The 19,144-nt window shown below is 73.0% G+C and carries 8 protein-coding genes and 1 pseudogene; 7 read left to right on the top strand and 2 right to left on the bottom strand.

Annotation, left to right across the window (positions count from 1 at the left end):
* Positions 1-574: 574 nt before the first annotated feature.
* The 6 genes from AB0B40_RS31250 (at position 575) to AB0B40_RS31225 (ending at position 17,202) form a co-directional block, all read left to right on the top strand.
* Positions 575-1,642, top strand: coding sequence for a PQQ-binding-like beta-propeller repeat protein (locus AB0B40_RS31250; RefSeq protein ID WP_362266863.1), 1,068 nt, complete (start codon positions 575-577; stop codon positions 1,640-1,642).
* 6 nt (positions 1,643-1,648) lie between these two features.
* Positions 1,649-4,540, top strand: a complete 2,892-nt coding sequence (locus AB0B40_RS31245) for a DUF6603 domain-containing protein (RefSeq protein WP_345047220.1) — start codon at positions 1,649-1,651, stop codon at positions 4,538-4,540.
* A 49-nt stretch (positions 4,541-4,589) separates the two neighbouring features.
* Positions 4,590-7,121 carry a hypothetical protein gene (locus tag AB0B40_RS31240; RefSeq protein ID WP_362266861.1) on the top strand — a complete coding sequence of 844 codons (2,532 nt, stop codon included), beginning with the start codon at positions 4,590-4,592 and terminating at the stop codon, positions 7,119-7,121.
* A gap of 31 nt (positions 7,122-7,152) precedes the next feature.
* A complete protein-coding gene (locus AB0B40_RS31235) occupies positions 7,153-13,287 on the top strand; it encodes a hypothetical protein (RefSeq protein WP_362266859.1) in 6,135 nt (2,044 codons plus the stop codon).
* A 581-nt stretch (positions 13,288-13,868) separates the two neighbouring features.
* Positions 13,869-16,223 (top strand): FUSC family protein, encoded by a 2,355-nt coding sequence (locus AB0B40_RS31230; protein ID WP_362266857.1) that lies wholly within the window; start codon positions 13,869-13,871, stop codon positions 16,221-16,223.
* Between the two features lie 337 nt (positions 16,224-16,560).
* Positions 16,561-17,202, top strand: coding sequence for a hypothetical protein (locus tag AB0B40_RS31225; protein ID WP_362266854.1), 642 nt, complete (start codon positions 16,561-16,563; stop codon positions 17,200-17,202).
* Positions 17,203-17,231: 29 nt separating this feature from the next.
* Here AB0B40_RS31225 and AB0B40_RS31220 read toward each other — a convergent pair whose 3' ends face one another.
* Both AB0B40_RS31220 and AB0B40_RS31215 read right to left on the bottom strand, forming a co-directional pair.
* On the bottom strand, positions 17,232-18,353 hold the full coding sequence (locus AB0B40_RS31220; protein ID WP_362266852.1) for an IS630 family transposase: 1,122 nt from the start codon (positions 18,351-18,353) through the stop codon (positions 17,232-17,234).
* Positions 18,354-18,437: 84 nt separating this feature from the next.
* Positions 18,438-18,564, bottom strand: a pseudogene (locus AB0B40_RS31215) (IS5/IS1182 family transposase); the annotation flags it as partial.
* 253 nt (positions 18,565-18,817) lie between these two features.
* On the opposite strand from AB0B40_RS31215, the gene AB0B40_RS31210 reads away from it, so the two are divergent.
* Positions 18,818-19,039 (top strand): hypothetical protein, encoded by a 222-nt coding sequence (locus tag AB0B40_RS31210; RefSeq protein WP_362266849.1) that lies wholly within the window; start codon positions 18,818-18,820, stop codon positions 19,037-19,039.
* The last annotated feature ends 105 nt before the right edge of the window (positions 19,040-19,144 follow it).

Raw genomic sequence — 19,144 nt, 5'->3', positions numbered from 1 at the left:
CCCGGCTCGACGAGATGGAGTCGGTGCTCACCTCCCGCGACGGAGTCGGTGCTCACCTCCCGCGACGGTTTCGGCTGTTTCGCCTCCTGGCCGGCCAACGCCCAACTGGCCACGCTGAGCATGTGCTGGGCGATGGGCCCGAAGGGCGAGGCCTGCGCTCGCCGCCCAGCTCTCCGGTCGCGGCTTCACCGTGTTGGGCACCTGAGCACCCGGCCGGACCGAGGTGCGGCTCAGCACACGGTGTTGAGGTTGAGGAGCCTGCGCAGGAAGCCCTCGGCCGATGTGGCGAGCGTCGAAATTGCGACTAGGCTGGTGAGTTGCAGCAAGCGCACGCAGCCGGATGTGCGCTGCGGACGCGCATCGACAAGAGCGCGGTGTCCGCCGACGCCAGTCACACGTTCCCGTGTTCGGCGGTTACCGGCAGTTCATCAACTCGCCCGTGGCATCGGGGCGCACCCGCCCGTCCTGGCCCGGCGACGGCGCCCCGTGACCGTGCGCCACGGAGCCCCGAGGTTCGACGCCGCACCGCGGCCGGTCGGGCAGGGGGTCGGTCAGACACAAGGAGGAGCCGGTCATGAGTGAGCCCGGTACCGTGGCACTGGAGGTCAAGCACGACGGCTCCTGCCAGGCGATCGCCTTCAGCCCCGATGGCAAGCGCTTCGCCAGTGGTGGCAGCGACACCCTCCTGCGGGTGCGCCCGACCCACATCGGGACACCGCTGGACATGACGGTAGGCGGTGCCGTCACGGGCATCGCCTTCAGCCCGGACGGCGGCAGGCTCGCCGTGGCCGACTTCGAGCAGGTCTCCCTGCGGGACAGCACGACCGGCACGGCAGTCTGGCAAGGCCCCCTCGATCCGGGCGCATCGGTGAACACCGTACGGTTCGGCTCGGACGGGCGGGTGGTCGCGGCCACCGACACCCTGGTCGCCGTACTCGACCAGGCCTCCGGGGAGTTCAAGCAGCGGATCACCGTCGACCCGCCGCTGATCGCCGGTCTGGACGTGAGCCGGGACGGCACCCGGGTCGCCCTGGCCGTCGACGAACGTCACGGCGGGAACCACCGGAACGCCGGGTCCGCGCGGGTGCACGAGCTGGCCACCGGTACCGAGATCGGGCGGCTCACCCCGGACAACGCCGTCTTCGCCGTCGCGTTCGCCCCGGACGGGGCCCGGGTGCTGTGCTGCGCGGCCGACGACACGGTCCGGATGTTCGAGGCGCAGGGCGGCCGGCAGGTGTGGCCCGCCCCGGACGAGGTCGACAACCGGCTCACCTTCCCGACCTGCCTGGCGTTCGACCCCCAGGGCAAGTGGACGGTGGTCGGCGGCTCCGACGGGTTCGCCCGGATCCAGGACGCGGACACCGGGGACGAGAGGGGCCGGGCGCCCGTGCTGGCACCCGATGCCCCGGACCCGGGCTTCGGAGCCGTCACGCACGTGGCGTTCAGCCCCAACGGCAAGCTCGCGGCCAGCGCCTCCATGGACAACGTCGTACGGCTGTTCAACCTCGACGGCAGGGAGTTGTACACCGTGCCCACCGAGGAGGTGCTGACGATCGGGTTCAGCCCCGACGGCCGCTGGCTGGGCGTCGGCACCATGGCCGGCGCGCTGGTGATCGACAACGGCGAAGCCCATCAGGTGTGAGCCGTCATGGACCCGCACGAACTCCTCCAGCAGGTCGCCGGCCCGCTGCGCGCGCTGGCCAAGGACGCCGTGGACAGCCTGGTCCACACCCTGCCGGAGGTCGGCGAGGACCCCTCGGCCGCGGGAACGGTGCTCGCCGGACGGCTGCTCGACGTGCACGACCGGCTGCCCGCCGGGAACTCACTGGTGGAGCTGGTACGGGAGATGCTCGGCGACCTGGACGCCGCGTCGCCCGTACGGCTGCACGGGTGGCGGCGGGCACCAGGCGCGCCGCTCGGCGTGGCGCTGGTGCTGACCGACCCGTCCGGAGCGGCGGGCGGGCGCGCCGTGCTCGGAGTGACCCCGGACGGACCGGTGTTCGACGTCGTGGTCACCCCGGGGGCGACTCTGACCCTGCCCCAAACTGCCCGGGGGCCGTGGAGCGTGGAAGCGACCGTCACGGCCGGACAGGGCTGGGACACCGCCTTCGGCCCCGGCCTGCCGCCCGCGCCACCCGGCGGAACCGCGGCGATCCGGATGCGGCGCAGCGGCCGGCTCACCGCCGGAATGTCCGACGGGCCGGGGCTGAGCGTCGACGGCATCGCGCTCGCCGTGACCTCGGACCCCGGCACGCCCGCGGCGTTCGAGCTGGAACTGCAGGGGTTCACCGCCGCCGTCCTGCCCGCCGCGCTGGCCAGGCTCCTCGGGCTCGGCGTGGCCAGCCCGATGTCGGGTCCGCCCGCGCCGCTCGTCCTGCGGGCCGACCGGGTCGAGGGCCTGCGCTTCGGCACCGGCGGCCTGCACGTCCCCCTGCCGCTACGGCTGAACGGCCCCGGCATCTCGATCCGGGGGGCCGCCCTGGAGCTGACCTCCGACGGGGGCGGGCCGCGGCTGGCGGTGTCCGTGTCGGCCAGCGCCGGGCTGCCGGGCCTGCCGCTGCGCGTACACCTGGACGGGGCCGGGATCGACCTCCCCGTCACGTTCGCCTCGACGACCCGTCCGGGCCTCGACCCTCGTCAACTGCGCGAACTGTTCCCGGACGGCATCGGAACCGAGCTCGACGTGCCGCCCGTCTCCGGCGGCGGCCTGGTCACGCACATACCCGGCCAGGGTTACGCGGGTCTGATCTCGATCGACCTGGGCGTGCTGCGCGTCCAGGCGATCGCCCTGTTCCGGCCGCCCGACGGCACGACGCCCACCAGCTTCCTGGTACTGCTGGCCGCCCAGTTCCCGTCCCCCGGCATCCAACTCGGCCTCGGCTTCGCGCTGGACGCGGTCGGCGGCCTGGTCGGGCTGAACCGGCGCGCGGACGTCACCGCGCTGCAACAGCTCGTCGGCGACGGCAACGCCGACCACGTCCTGTTCCCCGACCACGCGGTGGAACGCGCCCAGGAAATCATCGGATCTCTCGGCTCGGCGTTCCCGGTGGCTCCCGGGCGCATCCTGGTCGGGCCGATGATCCGCCTCAACTGGGGCGGACGGATGGTGTCGCTCTCCGGAGCGCTGATCCTCGAACTGCCCGCACCGGCGCGCGCGATCCTGCTGGGGCGGCTGCTCGTCGGACTGCCCGACCCCGTCCTGCCGCTGATCCGCCTCCAGGCCAGTGTGCTCGGCCGTATCGAGCCGGCCGTCCCGCTGGTCGAGCTGCTGGTGTCGCTGTCCGGCTCGTGGATCGTCGGCCTGGCCGTGCGCGGCGAGATCTACCTGCTCGTACGCGGCGGCGAGCAGCCGGAGTTCGTCCTGTCGGCCGGCGGCTTCCACCCCCGCTACACGCGCCCGGCGCGGGTGCCCGCTCTGAGCAGGCTCCAGGTCGACCTGGCCCCGGGCAACAGTTTCGGACTGCGCATGGAGGCCTACTTCGCCGTCACCAGCAACGCGGTGATGTTCGGCGGCCAGGTCGAGCTGGACGCCACGATCGCGGGCTGCGGCGTGCAGGGCTGGCTGGGGCTGGACGTGCTGTTCGTCCTGGACCCGTTCGCGTTCTCCGTGCACGTACGGGCCGGAGTGGCGGTGCGCGCGTTCGGCCACCGACTGGCCGGGATCAGCCTCGACTTCACCCTGGAGGGGCCGGCCCCCTGGCACGCGTTCGGCACCGGCAGCATCTCCGTGCTGTTCTGGGACGTCGACCTGGACTTCGACGTGCGCTGGGGCTCGCCGCCCCCCGTTCGGCAGGAGGCCGGACGCAAACCGATCGATGACCTGACCGCCGAACTGACGCAGACGAAGGCCTGGGCGGCGGAACGGCCGGCCGCCGAACGCACCGCGCTGGTGTTCACCACCGCCGCGAACGAGAAACTGAACCAGGGAAGCCTGGTTCACCCCGACGCCACCCTGCGCGTCCGGCAGCGTGTGGTCCCGCTGGGCGTGCCGATCTCCCGGTTCGAGCGGCGGCCGGTACCCGTGCAGACCTGGACGATCAAGGACATCACCTTCGGCGCGGCCCAGCCCGCCGCCGGTCTCCCCTCACTGTCGGAGCGGTTCGTGCCCGGCGAGTTCTTCGACCTGACCGAGGACGCGCAGCTCACCGAGCCCGCCTTCGTCAGTTACGCCGGCGGGCTGCGGGCGAGCGGCGACGGTGTCCGGCTCGGTGCCGGCCACCGGGTCGACGACGGCTACGAGACCGGCTACGAACCGCCCCTGCCGGAACGGCAGTTCTCCGGCTGGCAGGGGTTCTTCCACCGCGAGGCGGTCTACGGGGTCAGCGCGGCCGAGAGGCTGGAACGGTGGCGCACCCTGGAAGCGGCCGTCAGCCCGCGCCCGGCCACGCTGAGCGTGGTCGCCGCGGCTTCCCTGAAGCCCCTGCTGCGCGACGTCACCCTGGTCGACGCCACCTCCGACGCCTGGCAGGCGGTGAGCGGACAACTCGCGGCGCCGCGGGACACGCTGCGGCTCGTCGAGACCTGGGAGCTGGGGCGATGACCGCGCCGGGCGGGCGCGGCACGCCGCAGGAACCCGTCGGGAGCGACTCATGAGCACGCGGTGGTTCTTCTCCTCGGCGCGCGTCGGCGCCGGTGCCTCGGCCGACGGCCAGGCGCTGCACACGTCGGTGCGGTTCGCCCTCGACATCGAAGGCCGCCACGAGGCGCCGCAGGTGACGGGACCGACCCTGTCCCTGGTGGGACCGGGCGACGTGCTCGGCTTCGACCGGTCGATGGTGCTGCGGGAGGAGCCGCCGCCCGGCACGGCCGACGCCGCGGAGAACGTCATGGCGAGCGTCGAGCTGGCGCACGCCGACCTGCCGTGGCTGCTGTCCCCGGGCACCGTCCCCACACTGCCCCAACCCAGCCCGCAGCCCTGGATCGCGCTGATCGTGCTGGCCGAGGACGAGGCCGCCCCACCGCGCGCCGCGAACCCGCTGCCCGTCCTCACCGCCCCGGTGGCCGCACTGCCCCCACTCGCCGAACGGTGGGCCTGGACGCACGTGGAGGCGCGGCTGCCCGACGACGTCACCGACGTCGAGCGTGCGCGGCAGCTCACCGAACGAGGAGCGCGCGACCACTCGGCCGGTGTCGTCGGGCGTCTGCTGTGTCCGCGCCGGCTGGCCCCGGACCGCGGATGGATCGCCGCGGTGGTGCCCGTCACGGCCGCCGGGCGGGACGCGGGCCTGAACGCGGCACCCGGGGCGGATGCGACAGCGGGCGCCTGGCCCGTCCCGGGCCGGGACACCGTCGACCTGCCCGTCTACCACTGGTGGACCTTCCGCACAGGGCGAGCGGGCACCTTCGAGGAACTCGCCCGCCGGCTGCGCTTCCAGCCCGCCGCCGAGTCCGGACTCGGCACCCGGATCATCGACGTCGGCCACCCCTGGCCCGCCGAGGAGGCCGCCGGTCCGGCCACCGTCGCCTTGGACGGCGCACTGCGGGCGCCCGGCACGGCGGCGCCCGAGACCTGGTCCGACCCCGCCGCCCAGGACCGCTTCCGCGCCCTGCTCCGCGAACGGGTGGACGCGCCGGCCCTGCACCGCGCCGAGACCGTGGCGGCCGGCGACGAGGACGCCGCGGACCGGGACGTCATCGCCGTCGCCCCGCCGCTCTACGGCAGCCACCACACCGGCGAACAGACCGTGCCCGCCGAGCCCGGCACCTGGATGAGCACCCTCAACCTGGAGGTCCGCCGACGAGTCGCCGCCGCGCTCGGCTGCCGCTATGTGCAGCTGGAGCAGGAGTTCCTGATGGCCCGGGCCTGGGAGCAGGTCGGCGAGATCCGGCAGGCCAACCGCCTGCTGGCGGCGAGCGAACTGGCGGCCGTCGTCGCGGAGCAGGCCCAGCACAAGCACCTCGACCCGCTGGGACCCGCCGACCTGGTCACCGTCATGGCGCCGGTGAGCGGGCGGGTGCCGGTGTCCGCCACGCAGCCGGGCGCGGAACCGACCACGCTGGCCACCCTGCTGGCCTCGGCCGAGGCCGTGCCGGCCGGCACGGCCAGTACCTCCTTCGCGCGGCTGACCCGCGCCAACGGCGCACTGGCCCGCCGCGCCCGGCGCGGCGCGGACGGCCAGGCCGCCGCCGGGCAGGCGGCCGAGCCGTTCCTCACGCGGACGCTGAGGAACATGGGCGTGATCAGTGACGAGGCGTCCCCGCAGGCCGGCCTGCCGGGCGAACTGCGCGCCGGACTCAGCCCCATGCGGCTGCACGTGCTGCGGATGGCCGACCGTATCCCCGCCGACTTCTGGGCGGAGCGCGCGGAGGACGACCGGCCGCTCCGGCCGATCATGGCCCATCCGAAGTTCACCGTGCCGATCGCCGGGGAACTGCTCGCCCGCTGGCCGGAATGGGCGCTGCCCGGCATCGGCGCGCTGCCGCCGGACACCGTGACCCTGCTGGAGACCAACCCCGAGTTCATCGCGGCGCTGCTGGTCGGGCTCAACCACGAGTTCAACCGCGAGCTGCTGTGGCGGCAGTTCCCCACCGACCAGCGCGGCACCCCGTTCGCCCGGTTCTGGCCGGGTGACGGCGCCGACGTCGAGGAGATCGCGCTGTGGCCGCCGGACGCCCCGCTGGGCAGCCAGTTGCGCACCGGTGGCCAGGGCGATCTGGCGCTGCTCGTGCGCGGCCGGCTGCTGCACCGCTTCCCCGGCACCGCCCTGCTCGCCGTACGGGGTGTGAACGGCAAGCTGCCGCCCGCCTTCGACGGAGTGCCGGCCACCGCGCTGGCGCTGGACGAGTCCACCGTGCTCTACCTGTTCCCCGGCCTCGACAAGGAGCGGGCCCGCACCGAGGAATGGCTCTTCGTGTTCCGCGAACCGATGCGCGGCACCCAGTTCGGGTTCGACTCCGGTGACCAGCCCACCGAGATGGAGACCTGGGCCGACCTGACCTGGCAGGGCATCGGCGTGGAACCCGCGTCCTTCGTCCAGCTCGGCCAGGCGCCCGCCACGCCGACCCGGCTGTCCCCACCCGACCCGCCGGCATGGGCCCGGGACGCGGCCGACATGGCCCGCATCGCCTTCCAACAGCCCTTCCAACTGGCCTTCCGCGCAGCCACGTTGCTGGGCGGATGACCACCGTGCCGAGGACAGGAGCAGTGGGGACATGACCGACGCGTTCGCCGCCCGCGCACAGCTGGACCAGGCACGCACCGCAGCGGACACCGCGCGGGCCCTCGTGGAGGAGAAGGAGGCCGTGGTGCGGCGCCTTCAGGCGCACATCCAGGCCGGTCTCCCGGATCCCGTCCTGGAGCCGACTCCCAGCGCCCAGTTGCTCACCGAGGCCGAGGCGGCCCTGCCGGACCTTCAGCGCACGGCCGACCAGATGAACAGCGCGGTGACCGAGGCCCAGGAGGAGCTGACCCGTGCCCTCGGCGAGGGCCAGGCACTGTTCCCCGACGACAACACCGCGCCCATCGCGCTGCTCCCGGTGCGGGTGGAGACCATCTGGTGGGAGCCGAACACCCTGCGGGTGAGGATCTACCCGGACGACATCCTGCTCCCCCGGTTCGAGCCCGAGCTCACCCCCGCCGAGGCCGCCGCCGGCACCGCGTACTGGCAGAATCCGGGCCCGGAAGCCTGGCAGAAGGTGCTCACCGAGCTGCGCCCGGCCCGCGCCTCCTGGGCGGTCCGCGCCTGCCGCCCCGGCGCTCCGGCGCCCGCCGTACGTCCGGACGACCCGCGGGAGCACCGGCCGCGCATGGCGTCGATGCCCAAGCGCTGGCGCTTCCTCGGGCTGTTCGGCGGCCAGGTGGTGGTGGACCAGCTGGGCCGTCCGGTGCCGGACCCGCTGCCGATCGGCCTGCTGCGCGCCGAGGACGAGGGCTGGGAGACCGACTGGTTCGAAGCGGTCAAGGCCGGCATGGGCGTCGAGCTGGTTCTCCCGCCCGAGAACACCGAGAACCTGGACCAGTTGCTGGTCGTCGGCGTGCGCGACGACACGCCCGCGGACGGCGCGGCCCGGCTGCGCGACCTGCTGCACGGCCACCGGTTCGGCGGCGGGCTCGGCCTGCTGCCCTCCGGCACCTCCACCAACAACACTCCGCACGCCCGCTCCGGCTGGTCCTCGGCTCCCGCCCCTCCGGGCCCCGATCCCGACCCCGAGGCGGGGGAACGGCCGGTGGCCGACGCGCTGGCGGCCGCGCTCGGCCTGCCGGACGCCGGGTTCCTGCGCGGCTGCCCCGGCGCCGCCGACACCGAGCCGTCGGCGGTCGCCGCGCTGACCCTGCTCACCTGGCCCACCCTCGGCAAGGGCTTCGCCGAGGCCGCGCTGACGACGATCGACCTGGGCACCCGAGGGACGAGCCATAGCGCCGCCGAGGGGCCCTGGCGCGCGATCCGCGAGCACCTCGCCGCGCACGTCCGCGGCCGGGGACCGCTGCCGATGCTGCGCGTCGGCCGCCAGCCGTACGGGGTTCTGCCCGTCACCTCGCTGGACGACTGGCGCGCCGGACGCGTCGACGACGTGGACGGCGTGATCGCGCCCTGGCTGATGCGGCTGCGGGAACGCTGGCGGGCCGTGCTGGACATGACGGTGACGCAGGAGACGGGTGAGGAGTTCGTCGTCCCACGCGTCGAACCGGGCAAGCCGGTGGACCAGGTCGCGGTGAACGCGTTGCAGCGGCTGCCCGTGGCGACCGGCCTGGCCATGCGCCGGATGGACGGGCCGGCGTTCGCCGTGCCGAAGACGCCCCGCGACGAGCCTCCTGCGCCGCTGGGCCTGCCCGGTCTGCCGCCGGACGGGCTGGTGCGCTGGACCACGCGCGGTGACGGCTGGACCTCGTTCGGCTGGGGCCTGGACGAGGCGACCGGCGTCCCGGAGTTCGTCCCCCGGCTCGCCCCGGACCCGGTGGCGTTTCCGGCCCGGGCGACGGCCACGGCGGACTATCTGGGGGCGGTACGGGCCTTCCTGGCGGGCGAGCTGGACGCCGAGGCGTACGACCATCAGTGGCCGGTGGAACTGTCCACGGGCCGGGAGGTCCCGCCTCGGCGCAGCACGTTCTTCGACCTCCCCGTCGTGGACGAGCCGGTGGTGGCGGAACAGCCGGGCGACGGCAACCAGCCGGGCGAGGGCAACCAGCCGGGCGAGGGCAACCAGCCGGGTGCGGAGAACCCGCCAGGTGCGGAGAACCCGCCGGGCGACGGCGAGGGTGCCCCGCCGGAGGGCGAGGCGACGCCCGGGGAGGTCCCGCCGGAGGGCGAGGCGACGCCCGGAGAGGTCCCACCGGAGGGCGAGGCGACGCCCGGAGAGGTCCCGCCGGAGGGCGAACCGGGCCTGAGCGGCGTCCTCGACGCGTTGCTGCTCCTGCCCAACTGGTCCACCTTCCTGGACGACCTCGACCCCGGGGACGACCCCCTGCGCCGGGCACTGGCTGTCACCGGCGAAGTGGATCAGCTCGTGGCCGACGTGCTGGAGGGCCTCGACGAGCACGAGCGCGCGGAACGCGTCGCGGCCGCCGCCGGTGCCGCGGGCGCGCTGCCCCGGCTCGAGCAGGCACTGCGGGCCCTCGCCGCCGTACCGGTGACCCGGCTGCCCGAACTGCTGCTGGAGGTCATCGACGTCTACTCGCACCGCCTGGACGCGTGGATCACCTCGCTGGCGTCCGGACGGCTGGCCGAGTTGCGGGAGTCCGGCGCCGAGGGCGTCCGGTTCGGCTGCTACGGCTGGGTGGAGGACCTGCGGCCGCCGGAGCCGAGGGAGCGGCTCGACATCGAGCTGGACGACGTGACGACCACCGTCGAAGTGTCCGGGAAGGACGGCTACATCCACGCTCCCTCACTGCACCACGCGGCCACGGCCGCCGTCCTGCGCTCCGGCTTCCTCGGCAACCCCGACGAGCGGAGCTACGCGGTCAACCTCACCTCCCGCCGCGCCCGTGTCGCACGCTGGCTGCTCGGCGGCGTACGCCAGGGACAGAACCTGGGCCCGCTGCTGGGCTACCGGTTCGAACGGGCCCTGCACGACGCCGGACTGGACCATCTCGTCGAACGGTTCCGCCGGCAGTTCCCGCTTCCGGTCGTGCCCGAGACGGGGGCCCAGGGGCCCGGCGCGGATCTGTGGGCGCGCAGTGCGGAGGCCGTCTCCGCGCGCAACGTCGTCGACGGCTTGGCCCTCGCACGGGCCGGGGCCGACGCGCCCGGCCGGGCCAGTGTCATCGACGGTGCGCCGGTGGTCGCGTCGGACAGCGACCGGGCGGCGGTGAACCCGCTGCTGGACGACCTCACCCAGGCGCTGGACGCGGCCGGGGACCTCGTGCTGGCCCAGAGCGTCCACGACCTGGTGGGCGGGAGCCCGATCCGCGCGGGCCTGACCGCCGACACCCTCGGCCGCGGCGAGGACGTGCCGGACACGTTCCGTGTCCTGCGCCCCCCGCACCGGGCCCGCGCCCTGACGCACCGAACGGCCGTGCTGCTCCCGGCCGAATCGACCGGGCCGACCGGCTGGGCCGCCGATCCGCTCGCCGCGCTGCAGCCCGCACTGGAGGCCTGGGTCGCCCAGCTGCTCGGGCCGGCCACCGGCTGGACACTCGCCGGGCGACTCGGCGACGGGCAGGAGGGCGCCCGCCCCTTCGAACTCACCGCCGACCGCCTGGGGTCGGGCGCGCTGAGCACCGTACTGGACGCGGCCGCCACCGAACCCTCCGCGCTGCGCGCGGCGGTCCGGAGCGCGATGGGCGTCGCGCCGGACACGTCCGTCGAGTTCACCGGCCCCGGTTGGAGCGGGCTGCGCGGCCGGGCGGCCCGGATCCGCTCCCTGCTGTCCACCGCGCAGCCGCTGCTGCCGTCGCACCTGCCCGAGGACCCGGGCGGCCGCTCGGCCGACACGGCGGGACTGCGCACCCGGCTCGCCGCCTTCGCCGCGAGCCCGCTGGTGGCCGGACACCCCGCCGAGGCCGAGGTGCGCCGGCTGGCAGCGGAGCAGGTCGTGCCGGAATCGGCCGACTCCTGGCTCTCTAGGGCCCGGACGGAGCTGTCCGAGGTGCTCGGCACGGACATCCCGCTGCTGCCCGCACTCACCGGCCCGGCCCCGCCGCCGGCGGGACGCGGCGGCCTTCCCGGCGCCGACATCGAGGACTGGCTGCGCCGCAACGCGGCGGTACGGCCCATGGTGCGCACCCTGCACGAGACGCTTCTGCTGTCCGGAACCCGGGCCGGGCGCGTGGAACGGCTGCGTGCCGCCCAGCATCCGACGACCGAGGGCGACGCCTGGATCGGCGGCGCCTTCCCGGCCGGGCAGCGCCCGCCCGCCACCACTCACCTGGTCTGGCACGCACCGGCCGACCTCACGCCGAACGCGGCCTTCACCGGCGTCGTACTCGACGAGTGGATCGAACTCCTCCCCGGTTCGGACCAGCCGCCGGGACCCGGGCCGGCCCCGCAGACCGAACTGACGGGCGTCGCCTTCCACTACGACCGCCCGGACGCGAAGGCCCCGCACAGCGTGCTCATCGCGGTTCCGCCGGACCTGAGCCGCGGCTGGACCGCCGACGGCTTGGTGCAGGTGCTGCGCGAGACGCTCGAACTGGGCAAACTGCGCGCCGTCGACTGCGACGACATGCCCCTGATGGGCTCCCTCCTCCCCGGCATCCGGATCTCCCAGCGGGGAGCGACCGGACAGGCCCTGGCGAGGGTCGAGACCAAGAGGCCCCGCACCGACCCGGACGGCCCCTTCCGGCTGGAGTCCCGGCACCAGGCCTCCGACGTCGAGTCGGGCCTGGCCGCCAAGGTGCACGACCCGCTGTGGCTGCTCACCCGGCAGTGGCAGTTCGGGGAGTTCACCGCCCAGGACGCCGGTTCTCCGGCGGTGGTCCGGATGACCGGCAGCAGCGCGCCCGTCGACGCCTGGCGCCCGGCCGGAGCGACCGACTGGGTGCCTTACGAACTCGGCCAGGGCCCGCTGGACACCTGGATCGAGGACGAGCCCGTCCAGGTCGACGAGCGGCTGCGCGCCGAGGGCGGCGCCGCGCTGTTGCGGATGTCCGACGACGCCGGGCTGCTCAGCGCCGCCCTCGCGGCGCTGGACCCCCACCGGCTCCAGGCCGGCGATGCGGACACCAGCCTGATCGGCCTGCTCGACGGCCGGATGCCCGACGCGGCATCGGTGGCGGCGGCACTGGACGCGGGCACCTTCGACGGCGGACCGGACCCACGAGTCGGCGAGGTCGCCGCACGCTGGCGGCACTGGTGGGACACACAACTCGCGGAGCGCGGCCCGGACTGCTTCGACCCGCATCGACTGGAGTACGCCGCCGAGCTGTCCACCGGCGGTACGGTGCTGCGCGCCGAGGAGTACCAGGGCGACGGCCTGGACTGGTACAGCCTGGACGTGCACCCCGACCCCGACATCGAGGCCGCACCGCAGGGGCAGCCACACGCGTTCACCGAGGAGGGTCTGCCCTCGACCGTGCGCTACGGCGGCCTGCCGGCCGACCGGTTCTGGGAGATGGAGGACGCCCGGGTCGACCTGGGGGCGGCGGACGTGTCCACCCTCGACACCGGCCGCCTGCTGCTGATCTCGTTCGCCACGGTCTACGGCAACGACTGGTTCCTGGTGCCGCTGGAGGTGCCGACCGCGTCCCTGACCATCATGGACAAGCTGCTGGTGCGCGATGTGTTCGGCCGCCATCACCTGGTCCGGCGCGCCGGCCGGGACGACTCGTCCTGGTCGATGTTCACCCTGGACAGCCCCGACCCGGACCACCCGGCGGCGTCCGGACTGCTGATCCTGCCCACGGAACGCGGCCAGGCCGGACAGCCCCTGGAACACGTGGTCCTGGCCCGCGACGAACTGGCCAACCTGGCGTGGGCCGTTCAGCACCATTACACCGACGGCCGCGGTGAACCGGTCGACCGCCGCGACCGCTGGGCGCGCGGCGTACCTCCCGAGCCGTCCGTGGCCGGGGAACTACCCGCGTACGCGGTGCAGACCGTCGTACCGGACTACTGGTTCCCGCTGGTCCCGGAACCGGTCCGAGCCGACCAGATCCGGTTCCGGCTGGCCACGCTCACCGGCCCCGGCCTCGCCGCACGGCCCGAGGGCCGGCTGATCGCCCCCGGACTGTGGCTGCACGAGGAGGAGGTGCCGCGCGACGGCGCGTACGTGACCCGCCGCCCGGTGCTGGCCCGCTGGTTCGACGGTTCCTGGCACAGCTGGGTACGCAGGGAGAAGGCCCCCGGCACGGGCGAGAGCTCCAGCGGACTCGCCTTCGACACGGTACGGCCCACGGAGCCGTGGCCGTGAGACAGGCCCTGGCGTCGCAGCGCGCCGGTGACCTACCCACACCCGGCCACGACGATGCCACCGTGCGCCCCGGTCAGGCTGCCGGCCGTCAGCAGGCGTTCGACGTGGGCGGTCATCGGACGTCACCGCCCGGAGCCGGCCGCCATGGCGCACCATGCGCGTGATCGGATCGCGTACCTGCGGTTTCATGGAACGCCCCCTTCCGGCGAAGCCCTCTACGCCGGTGGACCTCGCAGGGCGTAGCGCGGCATGTTCGGCACGCCCCGGAGGGACCGCTGGACGGTGACGGCCGACGCGGAACCCTTAGACCGGCAAGATCAACGCCGCGCCGGGTGTCACGCCGGGCGAGGACTGGCAGTCTTGAGGGAGGTGCAGCCACCGACGGGACACGGTGATCGCGGTGTATGCGGGTACCCGTCTGCTGGAGGGTGCCCGGGCCACGCCGGATGCCCCCGCCTGCACGCCGGTCGGCGGCCGCAAAAGCCGTTACCGGGGGCCGGAACGCTTCGGGAGGCCCAGCCACGGACCAGGACACCGCCCGACAACGAGTACCCGCAGGCACTGTGGGGCTGGCCGGGCAGGTGGGGGATGTCTGGACGTCCGCGTGGGACCGGGTCGTCGCCTCCGATCCCGGGTTCATCCGGCTGCTGAACGCGCTGCGCATCGTCTTGAGCGTGCTGCTGTCCGTCGTCGTGATGACTGCGCTGCACATCCCTCTTCCGCTCCTGGTCACCGGTGCGACGGCGGCGGAGGTCTTCTCGTTCGCCATTTCCGATCCGCACCGGCGCGATCAGGCGATCACGCTGGCTCTGGGACTGCCGACCGGTCTGACCGCGCTGGCTTTCGGAGCCCTCCTGGCGCATCACCGATTGGTGAGCGACGTGGTCTGCGTGCTGGTCATCTTCGCGGCCGCTTACGCGCGACGGTTCAGCGGACGGTGCAGCGCGCTGGGCGTCATCGCCTTCCAGATGTTCTTCATCACCCAGTTCGTCAGGCCTCACCCGCAGTGGCTGACTCAGCTGTGCCTGCTGCTGGTGATCGGTGCGGCCTGCAGCGCGGTGGTGAGGTTCGGGCTCGTCCCGACGTCGTCTCAGGGCACCCTGCAACGACTGCTCGATGCGTTCCGCGCGCGGCTGGTGCAGCACCTTGAGGCAGTCATCGACCTGGCTCGGCAGGAGCCGGGAACACCCGGCGCCGAACGGGCCGTGCGCCGTCTGAGGCGGCGCACGGCTGCCCTGCATCAGGCAGCACTGATGATCCAGGACCACTTGGACGAAACGATCCGGGAGCACTGCACGGCAGCCCATGTCCAGCGGCGCATCGCCGAGGCGGAAGTCGCCGCCGAACACCTCGCGGTCCTGTTGACGGGGGCGCTCGGCCTGCAGGGGGTCAATCCCGTCGCCAGCGACATCACCGAGCGCACCGGCCGCGTGCCACCAGACGTCCCGGTACCGCTGCGCACGGCCGACGAGCAGGTCGTCCACCGTCTCATCGCCGATCTGCACGCGCTGAAAGTGGTCGCCGGGCGGGCTCCCGGCAGCGACCACGGTGTCGGCCTGAAGATCGTGCGGGACCGGCTCCTGGGCTACCGCGACGACGAACGGCTGCCCGACGCGCCCCCTGCCGTGCAGGACGTGTTCCGGGCGATCGGCGAGGTCAGCCGAGCCCTGCTCGGCCTGCGCCTGGCACTGACCGGGCCTGACGAGAGCGAGGAGAGTCCGGATGACAGCCCCGAGACCGTGCGCTGCCGGGAGGAGCTGCAGACCGAGAACGCCGTCCTGGACGCCGAGGACGCCCTGAGGGAGAAGTCCGAGGAGGAGGGCGAACCGACCGGCCTGGAACGCACGACCACCCGCATCGCCGTGCAGGTTTCCCTCGCCTCCGCCCTGGCGATCGTGGGTGGCGAACTGCTGTCGCCGCAGCGCTGGTACTGGGCCGTCCTCACCTGCTGGGTCGTGTTCGTCAACACCTCCTCGGCCGGAGAGATCCTGGTCAAAGGGTCCCGGCGCCCGGTGGGCACCCTGCTCGGCGTCCTGGCCGGAATCGGCTTGGCCGGCCTGGTCGGCACCCAGCCCTGGACCGCGTTTACGCTGGTCATCCTGTGCCTGTTCGGGACTTTCTACGCGATCTCCTACGCGGTGGTGTCCTTCTTCGTCACCGCGATGATCGGGCTGCTTTACACGCTGTTGCACAGCTTCACCCCGGACCTGCTCGTGATACGGCTGGGCGAGTCCGCGCTGGGGGCCGCCTGCGCGATCGTGGTGGGCCTGCTGGTGTTGCCGGTGCGGACGCAGGAGCGCGCCGAGGAGCAGATCCGCGAAGTGCTCTCACGACTGCGTGAGGTGACCGGCCAGGGTGTGGCCGAGCTCGGCGGCGGTCGCCCCGTCGACCTGCTCCACCGTTCACGGGCCCTGGACAGCGCACTCGCTGATCTGCGGACCACCACGCTGCCGCTGCGCCATCCGATCACCCCCTTGCGCCGTCGCCGGCGGCTCACCCGTTACGTCCTGGGACTGCTGGAGACGGCCGCCTACCACGCCCGCAACCTCGCGGCCATCGCCCAGCCCGCGCCAGGCAGTCGGGGGATCGTGAGCGATGCGCGGCTATCCGAGGCGGCAGGACGCGTAGACCGCAACCTCGGCGCGCTCATCGAGTGCCTGCAGACCAAGGGGGACTGCCGGGAGCCTCTCGACGCCCAGGCGGGAACCGCCACCACGCACAAGGACTCCGAAGCCCCTCACGCCCCCGGATCCGGAAGGCGGACGGCGCCGGAGACGGAGCAGCAGCGAAACCGGCTCACTCAGGTGGCACTGCGTCATCTGCAGCGGGTGGACGAAGACGTCCTGGGACTCGCCCGCCCGCTCGGCATGGGATTCAAGGAACAGCAGGCCAGGCCGGACACCCGGCCGGCGGAGACAGCTGCCGCGGGCCGGTAGGACGCCGGCGCCCGCGGTGGGCCATCGCGGCGGTGGTCCGGCTGACGAGGCGTCACAGTCCCGGCGGCGCGACGACGCCGGCAGGGGGCCTGCGCTCACCAGGCCGATCGGGGCCGGTGACCGGGTGGTGACAGATCCGCCCCGCATCCGGCCACGGCGGGTGCTGCGGGGGAGGTCGTGGAGGTCGGCCGCGGCAGCACGGACGGCACACTGCGCGTCGGCGACCGGGTCGAGGGCCTGCGCATCTAGTGCTCTGACCGCATACCTTCGCCGGGTTGGGCGGGTGTGGGGCCATTAATGCCAGCTACCTGGCGAGGCATCCGCCTATGCTCGGCTCGTGCAGCCGCTTTCCGACCGCAGCAATCTGTTGATCACGGCGTTCCCAGCCGAGCTTGCAAGCGATGCCGAGGCAGTCCTGGCGGTGATGCCTGATTCTCGGCTCCAGCCGCATGCCTCGTTCTCGGTCGTTGTAGAGGGCCAGCAGGTTTTGATCCCCGGGCGCCTCTATAACGACGAGCCGTCAACTGACAGGGTGGCGTCGCTTTCGTCGCGCCAACAGCAGCTTCTGCACTGCCTGTACTCAAGGCACTGCGACGGGGTGGTCAGGCAGCGACACCTGGAGAAGGTCGTTGGTTCCACGGACCCGTGGGCCGTCCCCTTCGTGGTGCAGCTGGTTGGCGAGTACGTCTTGGAGATCCTGGTCGTCATCTGCGATGAGCTCCGTGATCTCGCCACGCCCGGCACCTGCGGCCACCTCGCTTACGGGCAGTTCCTCGTGGACAACCCTGCCTTCTTCGCGCGCACTCAACGGCGGGTTGTGAGCTACTGGAGCTGCTACTACCGCGGCACCTACGCGAGTTTTCGGGGCTACCCGGGGTGCACGATTCTTGACCTCCTACGGTCCGCTGCCTCCGACAGAGCAGGACATCCCTGGCCCAACCTCGCTCCAGCCGGCGCCAGGGTGGACGGCTACTGCTAGGACCCGGCCGGGCAAGGTCGCCGGGCTGGTCAAGCGGCATCGGCGAGGGGACGTCCGCCCCAACGGATGCCCTTCTCACTGCGGATGCGAGCGCGCTCGCGGCGCTGGGCTGCCAGCACGTCGGGGTGACGGGCATTCGCGTTGCGCCAGCGCAGATAGGCGTGCAGGGCGCGGGTCTGCACGGTGTGGTTGCGGTGGTTGGAGTTGGCGATAGTGAACTGCCGCAGCGGCCCGAAGTGCGCCTCGATTGGGTTGGCCCAGGACGCGTAGGTCGGCGTGAAGCACAGCTCGACACGGTTCTTCTTCGCCCAGCGGCGGATCGTCTCGCCCTTGTGGGCGGACAGGTTGTCCAGGATGACGTAGATGGGGGCGCCGTCCGGTCGGGCAGCCCGGACCGATCTGAGCGCGGCCAGCGTGTTCGCGGCGCCCTTCTTCCGGCGGTTGACGCCCCAGAGCGTGTCGTCACCGACCGAATAGCAGCCGTGGAAGTACCTGACGCCATGCGTGCGGTGGTAGGTCGCCGGGTGCCGCTCGGGGTGACTGGCCGGGGCCCAGCCCGCACCGCCGGTGGGGCGGATGCCGAGGGGGCCGAACTCGTCGAACGCGAAGACCCGGTCCGGGAAGCGGTCCAGGACCTCCTCGATCCGGTCCAGCTTTGCCTCGCGGTCGGGGTCCGGGGACTCCTTCCACGTCTTGGTGCGCTGGAAGGTGATGCCGCGGCGGGCGAGCAGACGGCGTAACGCCTCGCGGCCGATGCTGATGACCCGCCCATGGACTTTCCGCAGGTGGGCCAGCAGTTTGCGGATGGACCAGCGAGTGAAGGGCTGGCCGAGCTTGGTCGGGCGGGTGGTGGCCGTCTGAACGACGAAGTCCTCGTCGTCAGGACTGAGCAGGCGGGGACGGCCTCCCGCCCACCGAGGGTCCAGACAGGCCAGGCCGATCTCGTTGAACCGGTGGATCACATCCCGGACGGTGTCCTCGTCGGCCTGCACCAGCTGGGCGATCACCGGGACCCGGTTCCCGCCGGCCGACGCCAGCAGCATCATCGCGCGTCGGAAGCGGACCGAACTGGTGCTGCCCCGGCGCACGATCTGCTGCAGTTTCTGCCCCTCCTGGTCGGTCAACCTGCGCACGCGGACAGGCTCAGCCACCGCACCCCCAGCACTCGCATCGGACGTCACGCAACATCCAACCGCCCCGACCACCAACCCGGCGAACCAATGTGGTCAGAGCACTAGCGAGTCGATCGCACAGGCGGGACCGATCCAGCTCGCCGCGGGCACCGAGCTCCTCGAGCACCAGGCAGCGCTATTGCAGCCACGTGCAGCCAGACGTCGCCACGAACACGATCGCAGCCAGCACCCAGGCTTGAGGGAGCCGATCTCAGCAACGTGGACCTACTGTAGGAGGTGCCCGTCTATTCTCGTGGGCCCTTTGGGAAGCCGATCTGAGCGACGCAGGAAAAGCTGAAGAAGGCAGGTCTCGCCAAGCTGGGTACCCGAACTTCCCTGGGGGCAGGAAGGAACTGGTCCAGGCCGCCGAGAATGCGGCCGACGGGGACGCCGAAGCATTTCGGGCAATGCTGCGCCCAGCGGCCGAATCCAGGGGAGATCACATGCCCGGCAATAAGGAACGTGCAACCCTGCGCGCCGCGGCTCAGGCCGCCGAACAAGTCCTGGCGAACGTCGCCGAGCAGGCCGCGGCCGCAGAGCGCCAGTACGCGCAGGACCCGTACGCCCAGCGCGTCGCCGAGGTCGGGATGCTCACCGGTGCGTTGAGGGGCCTGCTGGACGCGGTGCGCCCCTTTACCGAGGAAGGGGAAGAGGACGGGCGGTGACCGGCGCTTTCGGCACCGGTCGCGAGGTTGGCGCCGGCACTCCATTCACCGAACTGCCGCAGCGGGCCGAAGTGGGCCTCGATCGGGTTCGCCCACGAGGCGTAG

Origin of the sequence: Streptomyces sp. NPDC042638 (assembly GCF_040647235.1) — a bacterium.
Taxonomy (GTDB): Bacteria; Actinomycetota; Actinomycetes; order Streptomycetales; family Streptomycetaceae; genus Streptomyces; species Streptomyces rameus.
Note: the sequence above shows the minus strand (reverse complement) of the source record. Positions and strands in the feature narration are given on the sequence as shown.